Below are 20,131 nucleotides of genomic sequence, written 5' to 3'. Positions count from 1 at the left end.
CGGTGACCTCGGGCTCGATCAGCGGCCGGCAGCCACAGGCCGTCCGCAGCGCGCTGGCGATCCTCGAGGAGGTGGCCGCGGCGGGGGTCGGGATCACGGCGAAGGAGATCTCGACGGCGCTGCGCATCCCGCCGGCGACGACCTACCGGCTGCTCAACCTGCTCGTCGCCGAGGAGTACCTCGTGCGCCTGCCCGACCTCGGCGGCTTCGCCCTCGGTCGGCGCAGCGCGAACCTCGCCCCGTCGCCGGTGGCGGCGCCGACCGCCGCTCGCCGGGTCATGCGCCGCCTGCGCGACCGCGTCCGGTGGGGCGCGCACCTCGTCGCGTTCGACCGGCACCGGCTGACGTTCCTCGACCCGGACCCCGACCACCCGCCCACCGACGCCGACGAGCTCTCCCGCCACCCCCACGCCACCGGCCTCGGACGCCTGCTGCTCGCCGAGCACGGCCTGCCCGACGGCCCGCTGACGCGCCTCACCCCGCACACCGTCGTCGACCGCGACGAGCTCGCCCGGCGCCTCGACGAGGTCCGCGCGACGGGGCTGGCGCGCCAGTGCGGGGAGTTCCACGCGACGCTCGGCTGCCTCGCCGTCCCCGTCCGGGGTCCCGACGACGGGCGCCTCGTCGCCGGCCTCGCCCTCACGGGCCCCGCCGAGCGCGTCGCGGCCCCGAACACCGAGCTCGTCGACCTCCTCCACACCCACGCCGGCGACCTTGCCCCGCTCCTGGCGTGAGACTCCCGGTCCGAGCGATTCCGAGCGATGCGGCATCGCTGGCACTCATCGCCAGGATCGCCACATCCTCGCCCGCACGACACGCCGCGCCCCGCCCCGCGACGTCCGCGCCGTCGCGGAGGCACGGGTGTCTCAGCCCGGCGTCCAGCTGACACTCGACGTCAGGAAGGCCCCACGATCACGGCGCGCCGGCGGCGATCACCGGCACCGGCGCCGGCACCTCGACCCGCGAGCGCCGCCCCGCCAGGCGCGGGAACCCCGGCACGCGGGCCAGCGCGCGCAGCGCCTCCGGCGGCCCGGCGTGCCCCTGCGCGATCCTCTGCACCGCCAGGCGCTCCGTGCGCACCTGCCCCCGCTGCTCGCGCTCCACCGCCGGCCGGCGCGCCACCTCGAGCCCCGCCGCCGCGTCGTCGAGCTGCGCCGGGTCGGGCGGGGTGCGGCGCAGGGGGCCGATCAGCCGGTTGGCGAGGTCCGCGGCGTCGGCGAGCGCGAGGTTGATCCCGTTGCCGCCGACCGGCGACACGACGTGCGCCGCGTCCCCGAGCAGCACGAGCCCCGGCCGCGTCCAGCGCTCGACGGTCGTGATGCGCACGGGCAGGAGGGTCAGGTCGGCGACGTCGTCGAGGTCGTCGAGTCGGCCCGCGAGCCACGGCAGCGCCCCGACCGCGGCGTCGCGCAGCGCGCCGACCCCCCGCGCGCGGACCTCCGCCAGCGAGCCGGCGCGGATCGTCCACCCGAGCTGCCAGTCCCGCCCCTGGTCGAGCAGTGCGACGCTGCCGGTGGGCGTGCCGAAGAGGTCGAGCCCCGAGTACGACGGGTCGTCGGCGCGGCGCGGGAAGGCGTGCCAGAGGATGTCGAGGCTCGCGCCCAGCTCGGTCGCGGCGAGCCCGGACGCGGCGCGGACCTTGGAGTTCCGCCCGTCGGCGCCGACGACGAGCGCCGCTCCCAGCTCGTGCTTGACGGCGTCGACGGTGTACTCGACCCCGCAGACGCGGCCCGAGTCGTCGTGCCGCAGCGCGGAGAACCGCGCGCCCATGTGGATCCGCGCGCCGTGGGCCCGCGCCCGCTCCGCGAGCCACGGCAGGAAGGACGCCTGCGGGATCAGCGCGTAGAAGGGGAAGCGCCGGCTGGCGCCGCGGTAGTCGACGAGGGTCCAGGTGCGCTCGGCGGTGTGCCAGCGGAAGGCGTCCGAGCGCGTGTGCGGGACCTCGTCGAGCAGCGGCCGCGCCAGCCCGAGCGTGTCGAGGTACTCGAGCACGCCCGGCGCGAGCGTGTCGCCGCGGAAGCGCCGGGCGAAGTCGTGCCGCGACTCCAGCAGGGTGACCGACGTCCCGCCGCGGGCGAGCAGGTAGGTCAGCAGGACGCCGCCGGGCCCGCCACCGACGACCACGATGTCCGTCACTCCACGACCGTACCTCTCGATCGTCGAACTATCTCGCCCACGGCGGGGCGAGGCGCGAGCCGTCGGCCAGCTCCGCCTCCAGTCCCGGCGACGTCGTGACCCACACCGACGCGGGCCCCTGCCCGCCGTCGACCCGGAGCTCGGCGCCGGCCGGCACGAGGACCACGTCGCCGGCGACGACCGGCGCCGTCGTGCCGTCGAGGGTCACCCGCAGGTCGCCGTCGAGGACGAGCAGTACCTCCTCGCGGGTCGGGCGGTGCGGGGCGCCGACCTGGCCGGCGGGCACCTCGAGGCGCCAGGCGCAGAGCTCGGCGCTGCCGCGCGACGGGGCGACGAGGGCGTGGAACGCGGCGCCGTGGGCCTCGTGGCGGACGGCGTCGGCGGGACGGAGGACGGGCATCGGAGGACTCCTTCTGGTCAAGACGATTGACGATATGGTCAGTCTGCTTGACCACCGTGTCAAGCTCGACCCGTGGAGGACCGTGCCGCGACCGACCTGGCGATGCTCGTCCTGCGGGCGGCGACGGAGGTGGTCGACGGCGTGCAGGAGGGCCTCGCCGCACGTGGCTATGACGACCTGCGCCCCGCCCACGGCTTCGCGTTCGCGCGGATCGCGGCGGCGGACACCACGGTCGTCGACCTCGCCGAGCACCTCGGCACGACGAAGCAGGCCGCGAGCCAGCTCGTCGCCGGGCTCGTGGCGCGGGGCTACGTCGTGCGCGAGCCCGATCCCCGCGACGCCCGGGCCCGGCTGCTGCGCCTGACACCCGCCGGCGAGGCGTGCACGCGCGCGGCGGAGGAGGCGGCGGCCGAGGTGGTCGCGGGCTGGAGCGACGTGCTGCCCGGCGCGTCGCTGGGCGCCCTGCACGCGATGCTGCGGCGCCTCGTCACCCCGGGGCCGCTGCGGCCGGCGTGGTGACCCGCATCCGGGACGACCAGCGCCGAGTGATCGAAGTACCGATACGGACACTCAACGTCAGCGACGGCACTTCGCTGACACCCGGCGAGCCGGCACCCCGACGCCTTCCCCCGGCCGTCGTCACAGGGCACGCTGGGCCGCTCACGCACGGTTCACACCGCCCACCCCACCGCTGCCGCCCCGGGAGACCGCCGTTGCACCTCACCCCGCGCGAGGAGGAGAGGGTGCTGCTGCACGGCGCGGCGGAGCTCGCCCGCCGGCGGCTGGCCCGCGGCGCGCGGCTCGGGGCGACCGAGGCGATCGCGCTGGTGTGCGACGAGGTCTGCGAGCTCGCCTGGGACGGACACGACCTCGACGACGTGGTGCGCCGGGCCCGCGAGCTCGTCGGGCCGCAGCAGCTGCTCGACGGCGTCGCGACGGCCGTGCCGTCCCTGCAGGTCGAGGCGCTCTTCCCGCACGGCACGAGCCTGGTCCACGTCGACCGTCCCTTCGGCCCGCCCGACGCCGACGGGCCCGGCGCGGTCCGCCCCGCGCCCGGCACCGTCGCGCTCGCCCCCGGCCGTCCGCGCTCCGGGGTCGTCCTGCGCAACGACGGCGAGCAGGCGGTCTGGGTGACCTCGCACATCCCCCTCGACCGGCTCAACCGCCGGCTGCACGTCGATGTCGACGACGGCACCGACCCCGCGCAGCTGCGCCTCGACCTCCCCGCCGGGACGGCGCTGCGCGTCGAGGCCGGCGCCTCGCGAGACGCGACCGCCGTCCACCTCGGCGGTGCCCGGTGAGCCGTCTCGAGCGGGGCGCCTACGCGCGGGTCTACGGGCCGACCACCGGCGACCGCGTCCGCCTCGGCGACACCGACCTGTGGGTGGAGGTCGAGGCCGACGACACCGAGCCGGGCGAGGAGATGCTCGGCGGCTGCGGGAAGACCGCGCGCCAGGGCGCGCTGGTCGCCGACCGGGCCCCGCGCGACAGCGCCCTCGACCTCGTCGTCCTCGGGGTCCTGCTGCTCGACCCCGTCCTCGGCGTCCGCAAGACGTCGATCGGGGTGGCCGACGGGCGCGTCGTCGGCGTGGGACGGGCCGGCAACCCCGACGTCCAGGACGGCGTCGAGCTCGTCGTCGACGCCCACACGGCGATGGTGCCCGGCGAGGGCCTCATCGCCACGCCGGGCGTCGTGGACTCCCACGTCCACCTGTCCAACGCCGACCTCGCGCCGGCCGCGCTCGCGACCGGCGTGACGACGATGGTGGGGATGGGGATCGGCGGGGTGTGGGACGTCGGCGCCAACCCCGCGCCCAACCTGCACACGCTCATGGCGTCGTGGACCGGCGCCCCGGTGAACGCCGCGTTCCTCGCCCGCGGGTCCTCGGGCTCGGCGGACCTGCTCGAGCGGGCGGTGCTCGCCGGCGCGGGCGGGTTCAAGGTCCACGAGGACTGGGGCGCGGGCCCGGACGCCGTCGACACCTGCCTGGGCGTCGCCGAGCAGGCCGACCTCCCCGTCGCCCTGCACACCGACACCCTCAACGAGTCCGGCTACCTCGACGACACCCTCGACGCGATCGGCGGGCGGACCGTCCACGCGTACCACGTCGAGGGCGGCGGCGGGCACCCCGACCTGCTGCGCATCGTCGGCGACCCGGCGGTCCTGACGTCCTCGACGACACCGACCCTGCCCCTGACGCCGGCGACGGTCCGCGAGCTCGGTCCGATGACGATGACCGTGCACCGCGGGCACCCCGACCTGCCCAGCGACCGCAGCATCGCCGCCGGCCGCATCCGCGAGCACGCGATCGCCGCGGAGAACCGCCTGCACGACGACGGCGCGATCGCCATCGTCAACTCCGACGCGCTCGGCATGGGCCGCATCGGCGAGACCGTGCGCCGCACCTGGCAGCTCGCCCACGTCCAGGCCCACCTCGCCGGCGAGACCGGCCCGGACGTCGCGAACAACGCCCGCGTGCTGCGCTACCTCGCCAAGCTCACGCACAACCCGGCAGTCGCCCACGGTCTCGCCGCCCACGTGGGCTCGCTGCGCGCGGGTCGGCTCGCCGACATCGTGCTGTGGTCGCCCGCATGGTTCGGCGCGACGCCCGAGCTGGTGATCAAATCGGGGTTCGTCGCCTGGGGCGCCGCGGGCTCGGGATCGGGGTCGACGCGGCTCACCCAGCCCCGGCGGATGCGTGGGTTCCACGGCGCCCGCGGCGGCGCTCCGGCCCGCCTCGCGCACCAGTTCGTCGCCGCGGCCTGCCTCGACGACCCGGCCGCCCGCGCCGCGCTGCCGTCCGGACCGCGCTACCTGCCCGTCGCCGGCAGCCGCGGGCTCGGCGCCGCGGACATGCTCCACAACACCGCGACGCCGCGGGTGGAGATCCCCGGCGAGCCGTCCCCGGTGCGCGTCGACGGCCGCGAGGTGCCGCTGCACCGCGCCGTCGCCCTGCCCCTGACCCGCCTGCACCACCTGGGGTGAGACCGCCGGTGACGATCGACATCGACCTGCTGCTGAGGAACGCCGACGTCCGCACCCTGGACGACGCGCACCCCCGGGCGCGGGCGCTCGCCGTACACCACGGGCGCGTGCTCGCCGTGCTCGACGACGACGCGCTGCCCGCCGGGGTGCGGGCGCGCCGCAGCGTCGACGCCGCCGGCGCGACCGTCGTGCCCGGCTTCGACGACGCCCACCAGCACGCGGCCTGGTTCGGGCAGTCGCTCGCCGAGGTGCCGCTCGCGGGCCTGAGCGACCTCGACGCCCTGTACGACGCCGTCGCCGCCCGCGCCGCGGAGCTGCCCGCGGACGCCTTCGTCATCGGCAGCGGCTACGACGACGTCGCGCTCGGCGGCTCGCCCGACCGGCACGTGCTCGACCGCGTCGGGGGCGGGCGGCCGGTGTGGCTCAAGCACCGCTCCGCGCACGTCGGCGCCGTCTCCAGCGAGGTGCTGCGCCGGGCCGGGGTCCTCGACGGGAAGGCCACGGTGCCCGCCGGCGGCGTCGTGGTCCGCGACGAGGCGGGCGAGCCGACCGGCGTCCTGCTCGAGGCCGCCCAGGCGCTGGCCGGCGACCTGCTGCGGCCCTACCCGGTGGCGGAGCTGGCGGACGCGGTCGGCGCGGCGACCGCGGTGTTCGCGCGCCAGGGCCTCACGCACGTCACCGAGGCCGGTATCGGCGGCGGCTGGATCGGGCGCTCCCCCCGCGAGCTCGCCGCCTACCAGCTCGCCCGCGAGCGGGGACACCTCGCGGTGCGCGTCGACCTCATGCCCGAGACCTCGGTGCTGCGCGCGACGCCCGGCGAGCCCGGTCGGGGCCTCGACCTGGGCTTGCGCCCCGGGCTCGGCGACCTCGACCTGCGCATCGGGCCCATGAAGATCTTCTTCGACGGCGCGCTGAGCTCCCGCACCGCGGCGATGCGCGAGCCCTACGCCGACCGTGACGAGTCCGGCTACCTCGGCGACGACCCCGAGGTCCTGCACGCCGCCGTCGTCGAGGCCGTCGCCGGCGGGTGGACGGTCGCCGCGCACGCGATCGGCGACCGCGCCGTCGACGCCGCGCTCGACGCCTTCGCCGACGCGGCACGCACACCCTGGCCCGGCGTGCGCCCGCCCCGGCACCGCCTCGAGCACGCCGGCGTCGTCGACGACGCCGCCCTGGCCCGGCTGGCCGCCCTCGGGATCACCCCGGTCCCCCAGGCCCGGTTCCTGTACGAGATCGGTGACTCGATGATCGCCGCCGTCGGCGAGCACCGCGCCGACCTGCTCTACCGCCACGCGTCCTTCCTGCGCGCGGGCGTGCGGGTGCCGGCGAGCTCCGACCGCCCGTGCGTCGCCGACGGGCACCCGCTGCGCGGGATGCAGGCGATGGTCCAGCGGCGGACGTCGTCGGGTCGGACGCTCGCCGCGGACGAGGCCGTCGACGTCGACACCGCCCTGCGCGCCTACACGGTGGACGCCGCCTGGATCGCCGGCGACGAGGACGTCCGCGGGCGCCTCGCGCCCGGCCTCGTCGCCGACCTCGTGCTCCTGGGCGACGACCCCCTCCGCGTCGACCCCGACCGTCTCGGCGACATCGACGTCGTCGCCACCCTGCGAGGCGGGCGCGCCACCCACGGCGCCGACGTCCTGGACCTGCCGCCGGACGGGGACACACCATGACCACACCGCAACCCGTCGCCGCCGACGCCCGCCGCGTCGCCGTCGGGGCCTTCGTCGGCACGGCGCTCGAGTGGTACGACTTCTTCCTCTACGGCACCGCCGCGTCGCTGGTGTTCAACCGCCTGTTCTTCGCCACCGACGACGCCGTCGTCGCGACGCTCGCCGCGTTCGCGTCGTTCGCGGTCGGCTTCGTGGCCCGGCCGCTGGGCGGCATCGTCTTCGGCCACCTCGGCGACCGGATCGGCCGGCGCGCGTGCCTGCTCATCACCGTCGTCATGATCGGCGCAGTCACCGGCCTCATCGGGGTGCTCCCGGGGTTCGCCGACATCGGCGTCGCGGCGCCCGTGCTGCTGACGCTGCTGCGCCTGCTGCAGGGCGTCGCGGTGGGCGGCGAGTGGGGCGGGGCGATCACGCTCGCCGTCGAGCACGCCCCGCCGGAGAAGCGCGGCCGGTACGCGGCGATGCCGCAGATCGGGTCGCCGGTCGGGACGCTGCTGTCGTCCGGGGCGTTCCTGCTGGTCGCGCTGCTGCCGCCCGACGACTTCGACGCCTGGGGCTGGCGCATCCCGTTCCTCGTCGCGTTCCCGCTGCTCGGGGTGGCGCTGTGGCTGCGCCGGCGCGTCGAGGAGTCGCCGCTGTTCGACCGCCTGCTCGCCGAGGACGCCCGCGCCTCGGCGCCGGTCAAGCAGGTGGTCACCGGGGCGTGGCCCGCGCTGCTCGTCGGGGCCGGGTCGGCGCTGCTCGGGGTCGGCGGCTTCTACCTCGCCACCACGTTCGTCATCAGCTACGCCACCGGCGACCTCGACCTGCCGCGCCCGCTCGTCCTGGGCGCGACGCTCGTCGCCGCCGTCGTGGAGATCGGCGTGCTCGTGCTGGGCGGGCGGCTCGCGGAACGCTTCGGCGCCGCCCGGGTCACCGTCGCGGGCGGGATCGCCTCGGCGCTCGTGGCGCTGCCGATGTTCTGGCTGCTCGACACCCGCAACGGCGTCGCGGTCGTGCTCGGTGTGACGGTCGGGGTCGCGATGCTCTCGATCCCCTACGCCGTGTCCGGGGACCTGCTCGCGCGGCTCTTCCCGGCGCGCCTGCGCTACAGCGGCATCGCGCTCGCGGCCAACCTCGCCGGGATCGTGTCGGGCTTCGTGCCGCTGGTGGCCACCGCCGTGCTCGCGGCGGCGGGCGGCAGATCGTGGGCGCCGGGGCTGCTGCTGGTCGGCATCGCGCTCGTCACCGTCGTCAGCGGCCTGCTCGCCCCGCGGCTCTACGTCCCCGATGAGGAGATGACCGCCGAGGGCGTCGCAGCACCGCGGTGATCGGAGTGGAGTTGCGGACACTGGGTGTCAGCGGAGCCACTCCGCTGACACGAGCACTCAGAGCTTGCGCAGCCGCAGCAGGGCGTCGGCGAGGATCTCGTCGCGCTTGCAGCAGGCGAAGCGGACCTGGGTCTCGACGCCCTCGGGCGAGGCGTGGAACACCTGGTTCGGCACCGCGGCCACGCCCACGCGCTCGGGCAGGGAGCGGCAGAACTCCAGCGAGTCGGTGACGCCGAGCGGCGCGACGTCGGCGGTGACGAAGTAGGTCGCCTTGGACCCGAACACCTCGAGTCCCAGCTCGCGCAGACCGTCGGTGAGCAGGTCGCGCTTGCGGGCGAGGTCGTCGCCGAGGTGCGCGAGCCGCTCGTCGGGCAGCGCGAGCCCCGCGGCGATCCCGTGCTGCAGCGGCGTGCCGGCGGCGAACGAGAACCACTGCTTGACGCCCAGCACCTTGCCCACGAGGTCCGCCGGCCCCGTCGCCCAGCCGATCTTCCAGCCGGTGACCGAGAACGTCTTCCCGCCCGACCCGACGGTGACGGTCCGCTCGAACATGCCCGGCAGCGAGGCGATCGGGACGTGGCGGTGGTCGTCGAAGACGAGGTGCTCGTAGACCTCGTCGGACAGGACCACCAGGTCGTGCTCGATCGCCACGTCGGCGATCGACTGCAGCTCGTCGCGCGAGAGCACCGCGCCCGTCGGGTTGTGCGGGGTGTTGAGGATGATCATGCGGGTGCGGTCGGTGACCGCCGCCCGCAGCGCGCCGGCGTCCAGCGCGTAGTCCGGCGCGTGGATGCGCACCGGCACGAGGCGCGCGCCGAGCAGCGCCGCGGTCGCCCCGTAGAGGTCGTAGTACGGCTCGAGCGCGATCACCTCGTCCCCCGGCGAGAGCAGCGCGGTCATCGCCGACGACAGCGCCTCCGACGCGCCGGAGCACACGACGACCCCGCCGTCCGCGGCGACGTCCAGGCCGTACCAGCGCCGCTGGTGGTCGGCGATCGCCCGGCGCAGCGACGGGATGCCGACGGCCGGCGGGTACTGGTTCCAGCCCTTGTGCATCGCGGCCACGGCGACGTCGACGACCTCCCGCGGCCCCGGCGTGTCCGGGAAGCCCTGACCGAGGTTGATCGCGTCGTGCTCGGCCGCCAGCCGCGACATCTCGCTGAAGATCGTCTCAGCCATGCGACCTCCGGTCTCGTGAGCACTTTCCGGGGCTATAGCACCAGAAAGTGCTCACATGTGCGCAGCGCACCTACTCCCACTCGATCGTCCCCGGCGGCTTGCTGGTGACGTCGAGGACGACGCGGTTGATCTCGGCGCACTCGTTGGTGATGCGCGTGGAGATGCGTTCGAGCACGTCGTAGGGCAGGCGGGTCCAGTCCGCGGTCATGGCGTCCTCGCTGGAGACCGGGCGCAGGACCACCGGGTGGCCGTAGGTGCGCCCGTCGCCCTGGACGCCGACCGACCGCACGTCGGCGAGCAGCACCACCGGGCACTGCCAGATGACCTCGTCGAGCCCGGCCGAGGTCAGCTCCTCGCGCGCGATGGCGTCGGCGCGGCGCAGGGTCGCGAGGCGATCGGCGTCGACCGCCCCGATGATCCGGATCGCGAGCCCGGGGCCCGGGAAGGGCTGGCGCCGCACGATCGTCTCGGGCAGCCCGAGCTCGGCGCCGACGCGGCGGACCTCGTCCTTGAACAGCGCCCGTAGCGGCTCGACCAGCGAGAACTGCAGGTCGTCGGGCAGGCCGCCGACGTTGTGGTGCGACTTGATCGTCGCGGCCCCGGAACCGCCGCCGGACTCGACGACGTCGGGGTAGAGCGTGCCCTGGACGAGGAAGTCCGCGCCCTTCCCCTCCGCCACCGAGCGGGCCGCGCCCTCGAACGCGCGGATGAACTCCCGCCCGATGATCTTGCGCTTCTCCTCCGGGTCGACGACGCCGTCGAGCTCGCGCAGGAACGTCTCCGCCGCGTCGACGGTGACGAGGTCGACGCCGGTGGCGGCGACGAAGTCGCGCTCGACCTGACCCCGCTCGCCCTCGCGCAGCAGGCCGTGGTCGACGAAGACGCACGTCAGGCGGTCGCCGATCGCGCGCTGGACGAGCGCCGCGGCCACCGCGGAGTCCACGCCGCCCGACAGCCCGCAGATCGCGCGGCCCTCGGGACCGACCTGCTCGCGCACCGCGGCGACGGTCTCCTCGATGATGTTCGCGGTGTTCCAGTCGGCGTCGACGCCCGCGACGTCGCGCAGGAACCGGCGCAGCACCTCCTGGCCGTGCGGCGAGTGCCCGACCTCCGGGTGGTACTGCACGCCGGCGAAGCGCCGCTCCACGTCCTCGAACGCGGCCACCGGGGCGCCGGGCGAGGACGCGGTGACCGTGAAGCCCTCGGGCGCCTTCGTCACGCCGTCGCCGTGGCTCATCCACACCGGGTGGGCGTCGGGCAGGTCGTCGTGCAGCCGCCCGGGTGTGGTCACCGCGAGCTCGGTACGCCCGTACTCGCGCGCCCCCGTGTGCTCGACGACGCCGCCGAGCGCGCCGGCCATGAGCTGGAAGCCGTAGCAGATGCCGAACACCGGCACGCCGGCGTCGAACAGCGCCGCGTCGATGCTCGGCGCGCCGTCGGCGTACACGCTCGCGGGCCCGCCGGAGAGCACGATCGCGGCCGGGTCCCGGGCGAGCATCTCGTCCACCGGCGTCGTGTGCGGCACGACCTCCGAGTAGACCTGCGCCTCCCGCACCCGACGGGCGATGAGCTGCGCGTACTGCGCGCCGTAGTCGACGACGAGGACGGGGCGATCACCGCTGGCGGTCACGCCCACCATTGTCCAGATCCCCGACCGGCGGCGACCCTTGCCGTCGTAGTGTCGATGACACTATTCTGGCTGACACCATGACCCAACGCTCCGGACTCGCCCTCGCCGTCCTCGCCCTCGCCGCGGAGGAGCCCATGCACCCGTACCGCATGGCGCAGCTCATCCGGGAGCGCGGCAAGGACCAGGTGGTCAACGTCGGCCAGCGCTCGCAGCTCTACAAGACGATCGACCGGCTCGTCCGGGACGGGCTGCTGGTCGCGCAGGCCACCGAGCGGGAGTCCACGCGCCCGGAGCGCACCGTCTACGCGGTGACCGACGCCGGCCGCGAGCTCGCCATCACCTGGACCCTCGACATGCTCACCGCACCCCGCCACGAGTTCGCCGAGTTCACCGCCGCGCTCGCCTACCTCCCGCTGCTCGAGCCCGAGGTCGCCGCCGACGCGCTGGCCCTGCGCCTGTCCGACCGCCGCGGCGAGCTCGACCGGGTGTGCCGCGAGCTGGAGCACGCCCCCGGGTTCCTGCCGCGGATCGTCGTCATCGAGGCCGAGTACGCCATCGCCCACCTCGAGACCGACGTCGCCTGGATCGCCGCCCTGCTCGACGACCTCCGCTCCGGCGCCCTGTCCTGGGACCGCGCCGACCTGACCGACATCGCACGCCGCGCGCACGCCGGCGGAGAGGACCCGGCATGAAGGTGATCATCATCGGGGCCGGCACCGGCGGGATGTGCCTCGCTCACGGCCTGCGCCGCGCCGGCATCGACGTCGCCGTCCACGAGCGCGACCGCACCCGGACCAGCGGCCTGCACGGCTACCGCGTCGGCATCTCGCCGAACGGGGCGCGGGCCCTCAAGGCGTGCCTGGACCCGGAGCTCTTCGCGACGTTCGTCGCGACCACCGCGGCGCCCTACACGCGACTCGCGATGCTCACCGAGCGGTACCGCCCGCTGATCAGCATCGACTTCGCCGACCTCCCGCACACCAGCGGTGATCCCGAGGACACCGAGCACAACGTCAGCCGCATGACGTTGCGCCAGGTGCTGTTCACGGGCATGGAGGACGTCATCACGTTCGACCGCCGCTTCACCCACTACACCCGGCACCCGGACGGTCGCGTGACCGCGCACTTCGCCGACGGCAGCAGCGACACCGGTGACCTGCTCGTCGGCGCCGACGGGGCGAGCTCGCGGGTCCGGCAGCAGTACCTGCCGCACGCGACCCACACCGAGACCGGGCTGGTCGCGATCGGCGGCAAGACGGCGCTCACCGACCGGTCCGAGCGCCTCCTCCCGGAGCAGGTGCGCCACGGCTTCGGCATGTACTTCGACCGGCGGGGACAGTTCGGGATCACGCACGTCATGCGGATGCCGTGGGGCAGCCGGAGTGACGAGGAACTGGTCGCGCGCCACCCGGGCCTGCGCTTCGACAACACCGCCGACCACATCTCCTGGGCGATCACGACCTCGCGCAGCATCGCGCCGCCGGACCTCCTCGAACGCTCCGGCGCCGACGCCCTCGCGCTGGCCGGTGAGCTGAGCGAGGGCTGGGACCCCCGCTGGCTCGACCTGCTCGCGACCGCCGACCCGGGCGCGACGGTCACGCTCGCGATCCGCACCTCCGACCCGGTCCCGGCGTGGACGCCGAGCCCGGTGACGATGGTCGGCGACGCGATCCACACCATGACCCCGGGCCGCGGGGCCGGCGCGAACACCGCGCTGCGCGACGCCCGCGAGCTGCGCGACCGGCTCGTGCGCGTGCGCGACGGCGAGCTCTCGCTGCTCGCGGGCGTCGGCGAGTACGAGGAGCTCATGCGCCGCTACGCCGCCCTCGCCGTGCGCGAGTCGCTGGAGTTCATGAACGACGACGGCACCGCGCGGCGCCCGGTGATCGGGCCGCTGTCGGTGCTGGCCCAGCGCACGGGCATGCGCATCGTCGACCGCATCCCGGCGGCCAAGCGCCGCATGGCGCGCGGGATGCAGAAGGTCCGGGACTCCGAGCTGGTGTGACGGCGTCCGATATGTGAGCACTTTCCGGGCCTATAGGCCCGGAAAGTGCTCACGAGCGCGGAGCGCACCGGACGTCCGGGGCGGCTGGTACGCCGCCTCGAGCAGCGCGGTGAGGCTCGCGCGCGTCACCGGCGCGGGGTTCGCGTAGGGCTGGGCGAGCACCCGGTCGACGACCTGCGCCAACCCGTCGCCGGGCATCCCGATCGCGGCCAGCGAGGTCGGCGCCCCGAGCTCGCGGGCCCGGTCGGCGAGCGTCGCTGCCACCGTGTCCGCCTCCCCCACCACGCCGAGCGCCCGGCCAAGCGCGGCCACGGCCGCGGGCGCCGACGGCCCGTTGTGGGCGACGACGTGCGGCAGCACGACCGCGTGGGTCTCGGCGTGCGGCAGGTCGAACGAGCCGCCGAGCACGTGGCAGAGCTTGTGGTGCAGCGACATCGTCGTCGCTCCGAGCACCGCACCGCACAGCCACGCCCCCTGCAGCGCCCCGGAGCGGGCGTCGACGTCGTCGGGCCGCTCGACGATCGTGGGCAGCGCGGCGAGCAGCGACCGGGTGCCCTCCTCGGCCATCAGCGCGGTGATCGGCGTGCCGTCCGGCGCCCACAGCCCCTCGACGGCGTGCGCGACGGCGTTGAGCCCGCTGGTCACCGACAGCCCGACGGGCAGCGAGCGGGTCAGCTCGGGGTCGTAGACGACGGTGCGCGGCAGCACGGCACGGTCGCGGCCGGTGCGCTTCTCGCCGTCCTCGGTCAGGCCCCAGATCGGGGTCATCTCCGAGCCGGCGTAGGTCGTCGGGACGGCGACCACCGGCAGTCCGTGGCGCAGGGCGACGGCCTTGCCCAGCCCGACCGACGACCCGCCTCCGACCGCGACGCACCCGTCGGCGCCCAGCTCGCGAGCCCGGTCCGCCGCCGCGGTCGCGACCGCGACCGGCACGTGCTGGCGCGCCCCGGGGAAGATCCCGGCGGCGCGCCCTTCGAGCCCGTCGGCGGTCGCCCGCAGCGTCGCCTCCTGCTCGGGCGTGCCGAGCACGAGCACCCGGCGCAGGCCGAGGCGCTCCACCTCCGCGCCGAGGTCGGCGAGGCGGCCGGGACCGAAGACCACGCGCATCGGGAGCGCGTCGTGGACGAACGAGAGGCTCACGATGCCGACGCTAGCCCGGCGGGGACCAGGACGACCTCGACGTCGGCGTGCCGGTACGGGCGGTCCAGGCCGTCCTCCGTGATCGCGCCCTGAGGCGTCCCGTCCCGCGCGGTGTCGGCGTCCACCTCGGCGAAGTCCACCACCAGCCCCTCCTTCACCGCGAACACCGCGTCGGCGTCGAGGTACGGACTGCCCCGGACGAACAGGTGGGTTGTCAGCGTCGTGAAGCCGGGGGCGCCCACGAGGAGGTGGACGTGGGCGGGCCGGTAGGGGTGGCGACGGGTCGCCGCCAGCAGCGCGCCGACCGGTCCGTCGGTGGGGATCGGGTAGTGGCCCGGCACGACGGTCCGGAAGCGGAACCGACCGTCGGCGTCGGCGCGGAAGAACCCGCGTCCGTTGCCGGCCGGCTGCCGCTCGGGCTGCTGGACGTCGTAGAACCCGTCCTCGGTGCACTGCCAGACGTCGATCTCCGCGCCCGGCACCGGGTCGCCCGACGGGTCGACGACCCGGCCGGTGACGAGCGCCCGCCGCCCGCCCCCGAGGTCGTCGATGCTGTCGCCGAGCTCGCGCGGCGGGGACGCCGTGAGGTGGAACGGGCCGAGGACGGTGCTCTCCGTCCCGTCCACCGAGCCGTTCAGCGTCTCCACCAGCGACGACACCCCGAGCACGTCGGAGAGCAGGATGAACTCCTGGCGGGTGTCGTCGCACGCGGCGCCGACCGCGGTGAGGAACCCGATCGCGGCCTCCCACTCCGCGGTCGTCGGCTCCACCTCGCGGACCAGCTCGTGCAGGTGCACGACGACGCGCTCGAGGATCGTGCGGAGCCGCGCGTCGGGCGTGGCCGCGAAGCTCGCGAGGACCTCCTCGGTGTGGCTCACAGCCGCAGCAGCCGCTCGGCGTTCCCGTGCGCGATCTTCTCCCGGTCGGCCTCGCTGATCGGGGCGGTGCGCAGGAACTCGGTGGCGACGTCCATCTCCTCGAAGGGGTAGTCGGTGCCGAAGAGGATGTGGTCGGACCCGAGCGCGAGCAGCGAGCACAGCAGCGGCGCGGCGGAGCACACCCCGCTGGTCGTGATGTAGAGGTTGTGCCGCAGGTACTCCGACGGGCGGCTGCGGGCGAGCTCGATGCCGTGGTGGGCGTGGAAGTCCCACCGCGAGTCGAGGCGCCACAGCGTGAACGGCAGCGCCTCGCCCATGTGTCCGAGAAGGAGCTTCGCCTCGGGGAAGTCGTCGAACACGCCGCCGAAGATCAGCCGCAGCGCGTGCGAGGCGGTGTCGGTGCCCCAGCTCCACATCGGCCCGATCAGCTCGGGGTGCCCGGAGAGCACGTGGGCGGCGTCGACGCCGTTCGCCGGGTGCAGGTACAGCGGCACGTCGAGGCCCTGCGCGTACTCCCAGACGACCCGCAGCTCGGGGTCGTCGAGGTAGCGACCGTGGGTGTGCGCGTTGACCAGGGCGCCGCGCAGCCCGAGCTGGGTCACCGAGCGCTCGAGCTCCTTCGCCGCCGCCTGCGGGTCCTGCAGCGGCAGCGCGGCGAACCCCGCGAAGCGGCCGGGGTGCGCCTCGATCGTGCCGGCGAGCAGGTCGTTGACCGCCGCGGCGCGGGAGACGGCGAGCGCGGCGTCCGGCTCGGCCTGCAGGCCCGGCGAGTTCAGCGACAGGACCTGGACGTCGAGCCCGGCGGCTTCCATGCGCGCGAGCCGGGCGCCCGTGAGGTCGAGGAGCCGGCGCGACATCTCCTCCCACACGTGGGGCTCGGCGATCGTCGCCGTCCCCGCCCCGTAGGGCGCGAGCTCCGGGGTCACGAAGTGCTCTTCCAGGCCGATCGTCCGCATCCTGCCCTCGATCCGTTTCACCATCGTGCATTGACTTGCTCAATGATGAATCCTACGGTTCGGCGGTGTCAAACCTCACAGGGGGAGCCCGCATGATCGAGACCGACGCCGTCGACGAGCTGGTCGACGTGGCCGTCGTGGGCTACGGGCCGGTCGGGATGGTGACCGCGGCGCTGCTCGGCGCCGCCGGGCACCGGGTCGTCGTGCTGGAGCGCTACGCCGGGCTCTACCACCTGCCGCGCGCGGCGATCTTCGACGACGAGACGATGCGGACCTTCGCGCGCGTCGGGATCGCCGAGGAGCTGCTGCCGACGCTCCACGTGCAGCGCAACTACGAGTGGCGCAACGCGGCGGGCGAGCTGCTCATCGAGCACCACTTCGCCGAGACCGGCCGGAGCGGCTGGGCCGAGTGGTACATGATGTACCAGCCCCACCTGGAGACGGCGCTGGACGAGCGCGTGCGTGCCCTGGGCGTCGAGGTCCGGCTCTCCAGCCCGGTCACAGGGCTGGTCGAACGCGCCGACCACGTCGAGCTGCAGGTCGCCGGTGCGCCGGCCCTCCGCGCGCGCTGGGTCATCGCGTGCGACGGCGGTAACAGCTTCGTCCGCTCCGCGCTCGGGCGCACGATGGACGACTACGGGTTCTCCGAGCCGTGGATGGTCTGCGACTTCCGCTTCCGCGGCCCCGCCGCGCCACCCGCCGTGCCGACGGCGCGCCAGGTCGGCGACCCGGCCGGCCCGACCTCGATCATCTCGCTCGGACCGGAGCACCACCGGTTCAGCTACATGCTCGACTCGGTCGACGACTTCGCCGCGGAGCGCGACCCCGAGAAGGTCTGGGCCCGCACCCGGCGCTGGCTCTCCCCCGACGACGCCGAGCTCATCCGCGTCGCCACGTACACCTTCCGCTCGCTGGTCACCGACCGCTGGCGGGTCGGGCGCACGCTGCTCGCCGGCGACGCCGCCCACCAGATGCCGCCGTTCCTGGGGCAGGGCATGTGCTCGGGCATCCGGGACGCCCAGAACATCGCCTTCAAGCTCGACGCGGTCCTGCGCGGGCGCCTCGGCGACGAGGTGCTCGACACCTACCAGCAGGAACGCGAGCCCCACGTCCGCGCGGTGATCGAGAAGGGCATCGAGCTGGGCCGCCAGCAGACGGTGCGCGACCCGGCGCGAGCCGCCGAGCGCGACCGCGTGCTGCTCGAGCGCCGGGCGGCGGACCAGCACCCCGAGTCGATCCGCTTCCCGGGCCTGGTCGACGGTCTGCTGGCCCGTGGGTCGGGGCCCGGGCGCGGCGAGCTGATGGCGCAGGGCGTCGTCGACGACGGCACGCGACGCGACCGGCTCGACCAGGTCGTCGGGGCCGGCGCGCACCTGCTGCTCGACGCCCGCCGGGTGACGCTCGACGACGCCCTGGCCGACGCCCTCGCCGAGGCCGGGGTCCGCGTCGTGCCGCTGCACCCGGACGGACCGGCGTCCGCCGACCACCTCGTCGACGTCGAGGGCACCCACCTCGCCTGGCTCGCGTCCCACGACGCGGTCGCCGCCGCGGTCCGGCCCGACTTCTACGTCTACGGCACGGCCGCTGACCCGGCCGACGCCGACGCCCTCGCCCGCGCGTTCGCCGCCGCCCTCGGCGCGCCCGCGCTCGTCCTCGCCACTCCCTGATCCGCCGCCGACGCCGCCAGGAGCCCCGCATGACCGCCCCACCCACTCGCGCCACCGAGCGCGTCGTCCTGACCCTGTCCGCGGGCTTCGCCGCCCTCGAGGGCTACGATCTCGCCTGCTACGGCGTCACCGTCCCGTCCCTGCTGCAGGACCCGGGCATCGGCGCCGACAAGGCCTCCGCCGGCACCGTGGGCTCGCTCGTGGCCATCGGGATGCTGGTCGGCGCCGCGACCTGTGCCGCGACGATCCGGCGCGCCGGCAGCCGGCGGCTGCTCATCGGCGGCGCGGCCCTGTTCTCGGTGGGCATGCTCGTGTGCGCGATCGCGCCGACCTTCGCGCTGCTCGGCGCCGCCCGTTTCGGGGTCGGCGTCGGGCTGGGGATCGTGCTCCCGACGGTGACCGCCTACGTCGCCGACCTCTCCGCGCCGGGGCGCCGGGCCCGCAACGTCGGGATCATGATGTCCGGCTACGCCGTCGGTGCCCTGCTCGCTCCGCTGCTCGGCGCCGCGCTGCTGACCGGCGGGAGCTGGCGTTGGATCTACGTGATCGGCGCGGCACCGGCCGTCGTGCTGCTGCCGCTGGCGATCCGGATGCTGCCCGAGAGCCCGGTGCACGAGGAGTCCGGCGGCGGCTCGTCCCGCGGCGAGCTGCTGGGCCTGCGCCCGCTGCTCGCGCGCGGCGTGCGGGGGGCGACGCTGCTGTTCTGGGCGATGTCGTTCTGCGGCCTGCTGCTCGTGTTCGGCATCAGCACCTGGCTCCCGACGATCATGCAGACCGCGGGCTACTCGCTCGGCTCGTCGCTGCTGCAGACAGCGGCCATGTGGGTCGGCGCCGGCGTGGGCATGGTCCTGGGCGGAAAGATCGCCGACCGCGTCGGCATCAAGCCCGTCGTCGCCGTCGCGTTCCTCGCGGGCGCCGCGAGCCTGGTGGTCATGAGCGCCCGCCCGGCGCTGGGCCTGCTGTTCCTGCTGATGTTCGTCAGCGGCCTCGGGCTCATCGGATCCCAGGTGCTGACCAACGCCTTCATCGTCGGGCACCACCCGCCGGAGCTGCGCGGACGCGCCATCGGCTGGGCGCTGTCGATCGGTCGCCTCGGCGCGATCGCCGGGCCGCTGATGGGTGCGGCGATCCTGTCCTCCGGGCTGGGCGTCGAGTGGAACTTCTACCTGTTCGCCGTCCCCGGCGTCCTCGGCGCGCTGCTGGCCGCGGCCGTGCCCGCGATCCGGTCCCGCGCCGCCGACCCGGACACCCCCCGGGTCAGCGCGTGACCGGCGGGGGCCGCGCCGCCGTCGCTAGGGTCGACGGCGTGGCCCCCGCCGGCACGGACGACGACACCGACCCACCCGGCTCGTCGGGCTCCGCACGCCAGGGCATCCAGTCGGTCGAGATCGCGATGACCGTGCTCGACGCCCTCGAGCGCGGCGGTGGCCCGATGAGCCTCACGCAGATCGCCCACGCCAGCGGCATGGGCGCGAGCAAGGCCCACCGCTACCTGGTGAGCCTCGGCCGGGCCGGGATGGTGGCGCAGTCGCGCAGCTCGGGGCTCTACGACATGGGGCCGGCGCTCCGCCGGCTCGGCGCGGAGTCGCTGCGGCGCATGGACGAGGTCGGCCTGGTCTCGCAGTACATCCCCGGGCTGCGCGACCGGACCGGGCACGCGGTCAACCTCGCGGTCTGGGGCGACCACGGCCCCGTCATCGTCCGCTGGGACTACGGCGCCTACGCGCTCCCCATCACCGTGCGGGTCGGCGCGACGATGCCGCTGCTGACGTCGTCGGTCGGGCGCGTGTACCTCGCGCACCTCCCCCGGACCCTGACCGAGCCCGTCCTGCGGGCGCAGGGCGCGGAACCGGCGCCCGCGGAGATCGACCGGATCACCGAGGAGGTGTGCCGGCGGGGCTGTGCGCTGACGTCGGGCGGCGTCATCCCCGGCATCGCGTCGGTGGCGGCGCCCGTGCTCACCACCGGCGACTCGCTGCCGCTCGTCGTGGCCCTGGCCCTGCCGGAACGCGCGGCGTCGCCGGAGGTCCTCGAGGACGTCACGGCGGCGCTGCTCGAGGCGACGGCGGCGATGTCCACCGAGCTCGGGGTCGCGTAAACCGGAGGTGTCCGACCGGTCCCCGTGGTTACCGTCCCCTCGACCGCCGGCACCCGAGCCGGGGAGGGGG

At 75.2% G+C, this 20,131-nt stretch carries 18 protein-coding genes; 11 read left to right on the top strand and 7 right to left on the bottom strand.

Annotated features, from left to right (window positions below):
- The first annotated feature begins 2 nt into the window (after positions 1-2).
- The gene (locus tag ACYX4T_RS23380; RefSeq protein ID WP_476011611.1) at positions 3-734 is read left to right on the top strand and encodes an IclR family transcriptional regulator; all 732 of its coding nucleotides are present in this window, start codon (positions 3-5) and stop codon (positions 732-734) included.
- A 178-nt stretch (positions 735-912) separates the two neighbouring features.
- On the opposite strand, the gene ACYX4T_RS23375 is transcribed toward ACYX4T_RS23380, so the two are convergent.
- Both ACYX4T_RS23375 and ACYX4T_RS23370 read right to left on the bottom strand, forming a co-directional pair.
- Positions 913-2,136 carry an FAD-dependent monooxygenase gene (locus tag ACYX4T_RS23375; RefSeq protein ID WP_476011610.1) on the bottom strand — a complete coding sequence of 408 codons (1,224 nt, stop codon included), beginning with the start codon at positions 2,134-2,136 and terminating at the stop codon, positions 913-915.
- A gap of 28 nt (positions 2,137-2,164) precedes the next feature.
- Positions 2,165-2,536: a cupin domain-containing protein gene (locus ACYX4T_RS23370; protein ID WP_476011609.1), complete on the bottom strand. Its 372-nt coding sequence runs from the start codon at positions 2,534-2,536 to the stop codon at positions 2,165-2,167.
- Between the two features lie 72 nt (positions 2,537-2,608).
- Between ACYX4T_RS23370 and ACYX4T_RS23365 the strand changes: the two genes are divergently transcribed.
- The 5 genes from ACYX4T_RS23365 to ACYX4T_RS23345 all read left to right on the top strand — a co-directional run bounded on the left by ACYX4T_RS23365 (position 2,609) and on the right by ACYX4T_RS23345 (position 8,508).
- Positions 2,609-3,055, top strand: coding sequence for a MarR family winged helix-turn-helix transcriptional regulator (locus tag ACYX4T_RS23365; RefSeq protein WP_476011608.1), 447 nt, complete (start codon positions 2,609-2,611; stop codon positions 3,053-3,055).
- A gap of 194 nt (positions 3,056-3,249) precedes the next feature.
- Positions 3,250-3,837 carry an urease subunit gamma gene (locus ACYX4T_RS23360; protein WP_476011607.1) on the top strand — a complete coding sequence of 196 codons (588 nt, stop codon included), beginning with the start codon at positions 3,250-3,252 and terminating at the stop codon, positions 3,835-3,837.
- Positions 3,834-5,522: an urease subunit alpha gene (locus ACYX4T_RS23355; RefSeq protein WP_476011606.1), complete on the top strand. Its 1,689-nt coding sequence runs from the start codon at positions 3,834-3,836 to the stop codon at positions 5,520-5,522. Before ACYX4T_RS23360 ends, ACYX4T_RS23355 begins: the two co-directional genes overlap by 4 nt.
- 8 nt (positions 5,523-5,530) lie before the next feature.
- Complete coding sequence (locus ACYX4T_RS23350; protein ID WP_476011605.1) at positions 5,531-7,198, top strand: amidohydrolase; 1,668 nt, start codon at positions 5,531-5,533, stop codon at positions 7,196-7,198.
- Positions 7,195-8,508: an MFS transporter gene (locus ACYX4T_RS23345; protein ID WP_476011604.1), complete on the top strand. Its 1,314-nt coding sequence runs from the start codon at positions 7,195-7,197 to the stop codon at positions 8,506-8,508. Before ACYX4T_RS23350 ends, ACYX4T_RS23345 begins: the two co-directional genes overlap by 4 nt.
- A gap of 57 nt (positions 8,509-8,565) precedes the next feature.
- Here the strand turns inward: ACYX4T_RS23345 and ACYX4T_RS23340 are convergent, their stop codons facing one another.
- Entirely contained in the window at positions 8,566-9,687 is a 1,122-nt protein-coding gene (locus ACYX4T_RS23340) for an aminotransferase class I/II-fold pyridoxal phosphate-dependent enzyme (RefSeq protein ID WP_476011603.1), read from the bottom strand.
- 70 nt (positions 9,688-9,757) lie between these two features.
- Positions 9,758-11,317 carry a glutamine-hydrolyzing GMP synthase gene (gene guaA / locus ACYX4T_RS23335; protein ID WP_476011602.1) on the bottom strand — a complete coding sequence of 520 codons (1,560 nt, stop codon included), beginning with the start codon at positions 11,315-11,317 and terminating at the stop codon, positions 9,758-9,760.
- Between the two features lie 77 nt (positions 11,318-11,394).
- Between guaA and ACYX4T_RS23330 the strand changes: the two genes are divergently transcribed.
- Complete coding sequence (locus ACYX4T_RS23330; RefSeq protein WP_476011601.1) at positions 11,395-12,009, top strand: PadR family transcriptional regulator; 615 nt, start codon at positions 11,395-11,397, stop codon at positions 12,007-12,009.
- Positions 12,006-13,322, top strand: a complete 1,317-nt coding sequence (locus ACYX4T_RS23325; protein ID WP_476011600.1) for an FAD-dependent oxidoreductase — start codon at positions 12,006-12,008, stop codon at positions 13,320-13,322. Before ACYX4T_RS23330 ends, ACYX4T_RS23325 begins: the two co-directional genes overlap by 4 nt.
- 30 nt (positions 13,323-13,352) lie before the next feature.
- On the opposite strand, the gene ACYX4T_RS23320 is transcribed toward ACYX4T_RS23325, so the two are convergent.
- Genes ACYX4T_RS23320 through ACYX4T_RS23310 form a run of 3 tightly spaced genes read right to left on the bottom strand, consistent with a single transcriptional unit; the run spans position 13,353 to position 16,296 of the window.
- The gene (locus ACYX4T_RS23320; RefSeq protein WP_476011599.1) at positions 13,353-14,462 is read right to left on the bottom strand and encodes a maleylacetate reductase; all 1,110 of its coding nucleotides are present in this window, start codon (positions 14,460-14,462) and stop codon (positions 13,353-13,355) included.
- Positions 14,459-15,340: a dioxygenase family protein gene (locus ACYX4T_RS23315; RefSeq protein ID WP_476011598.1), complete on the bottom strand. Its 882-nt coding sequence runs from the start codon at positions 15,338-15,340 to the stop codon at positions 14,459-14,461. Before ACYX4T_RS23315 ends, ACYX4T_RS23320 begins: the two co-directional genes overlap by 4 nt.
- Positions 15,337-16,296 (bottom strand): amidohydrolase family protein, encoded by a 960-nt coding sequence (locus tag ACYX4T_RS23310; RefSeq protein ID WP_476011597.1) that lies wholly within the window; start codon positions 16,294-16,296, stop codon positions 15,337-15,339. The genes ACYX4T_RS23315 and ACYX4T_RS23310 overlap by 4 nt, the downstream gene beginning before the upstream one ends.
- Before the next feature lie 92 nt (positions 16,297-16,388).
- Here ACYX4T_RS23310 and ACYX4T_RS23305 point away from each other — a divergent pair, with 92 nt between their 5' ends.
- From ACYX4T_RS23305 to ACYX4T_RS23295, 3 genes are read left to right on the top strand one after another with little or no spacing between them, the layout of a single operon-like run.
- Entirely contained in the window at positions 16,389-17,963 is a 1,575-nt protein-coding gene (locus tag ACYX4T_RS23305) for a bifunctional 3-(3-hydroxy-phenyl)propionate/3-hydroxycinnamic acid hydroxylase (protein WP_476011596.1), read from the top strand.
- A 29-nt stretch (positions 17,964-17,992) separates the two neighbouring features.
- Positions 17,993-19,231 carry an MFS transporter gene (locus ACYX4T_RS23300; RefSeq protein WP_476011595.1) on the top strand — a complete coding sequence of 413 codons (1,239 nt, stop codon included), beginning with the start codon at positions 17,993-17,995 and terminating at the stop codon, positions 19,229-19,231.
- Positions 19,232-19,269: 38 nt separating this feature from the next.
- Positions 19,270-20,061 carry an IclR family transcriptional regulator gene (locus tag ACYX4T_RS23295; protein ID WP_476011594.1) on the top strand — a complete coding sequence of 264 codons (792 nt, stop codon included), beginning with the start codon at positions 19,270-19,272 and terminating at the stop codon, positions 20,059-20,061.
- Positions 20,062-20,131 lie beyond the last annotated feature (70 nt).

This window comes from Actinomycetospora sp. ABD4_176 (assembly GCF_056311855.1).
This window is presented reverse-complemented; position numbering and strand designations above follow the sequence as displayed.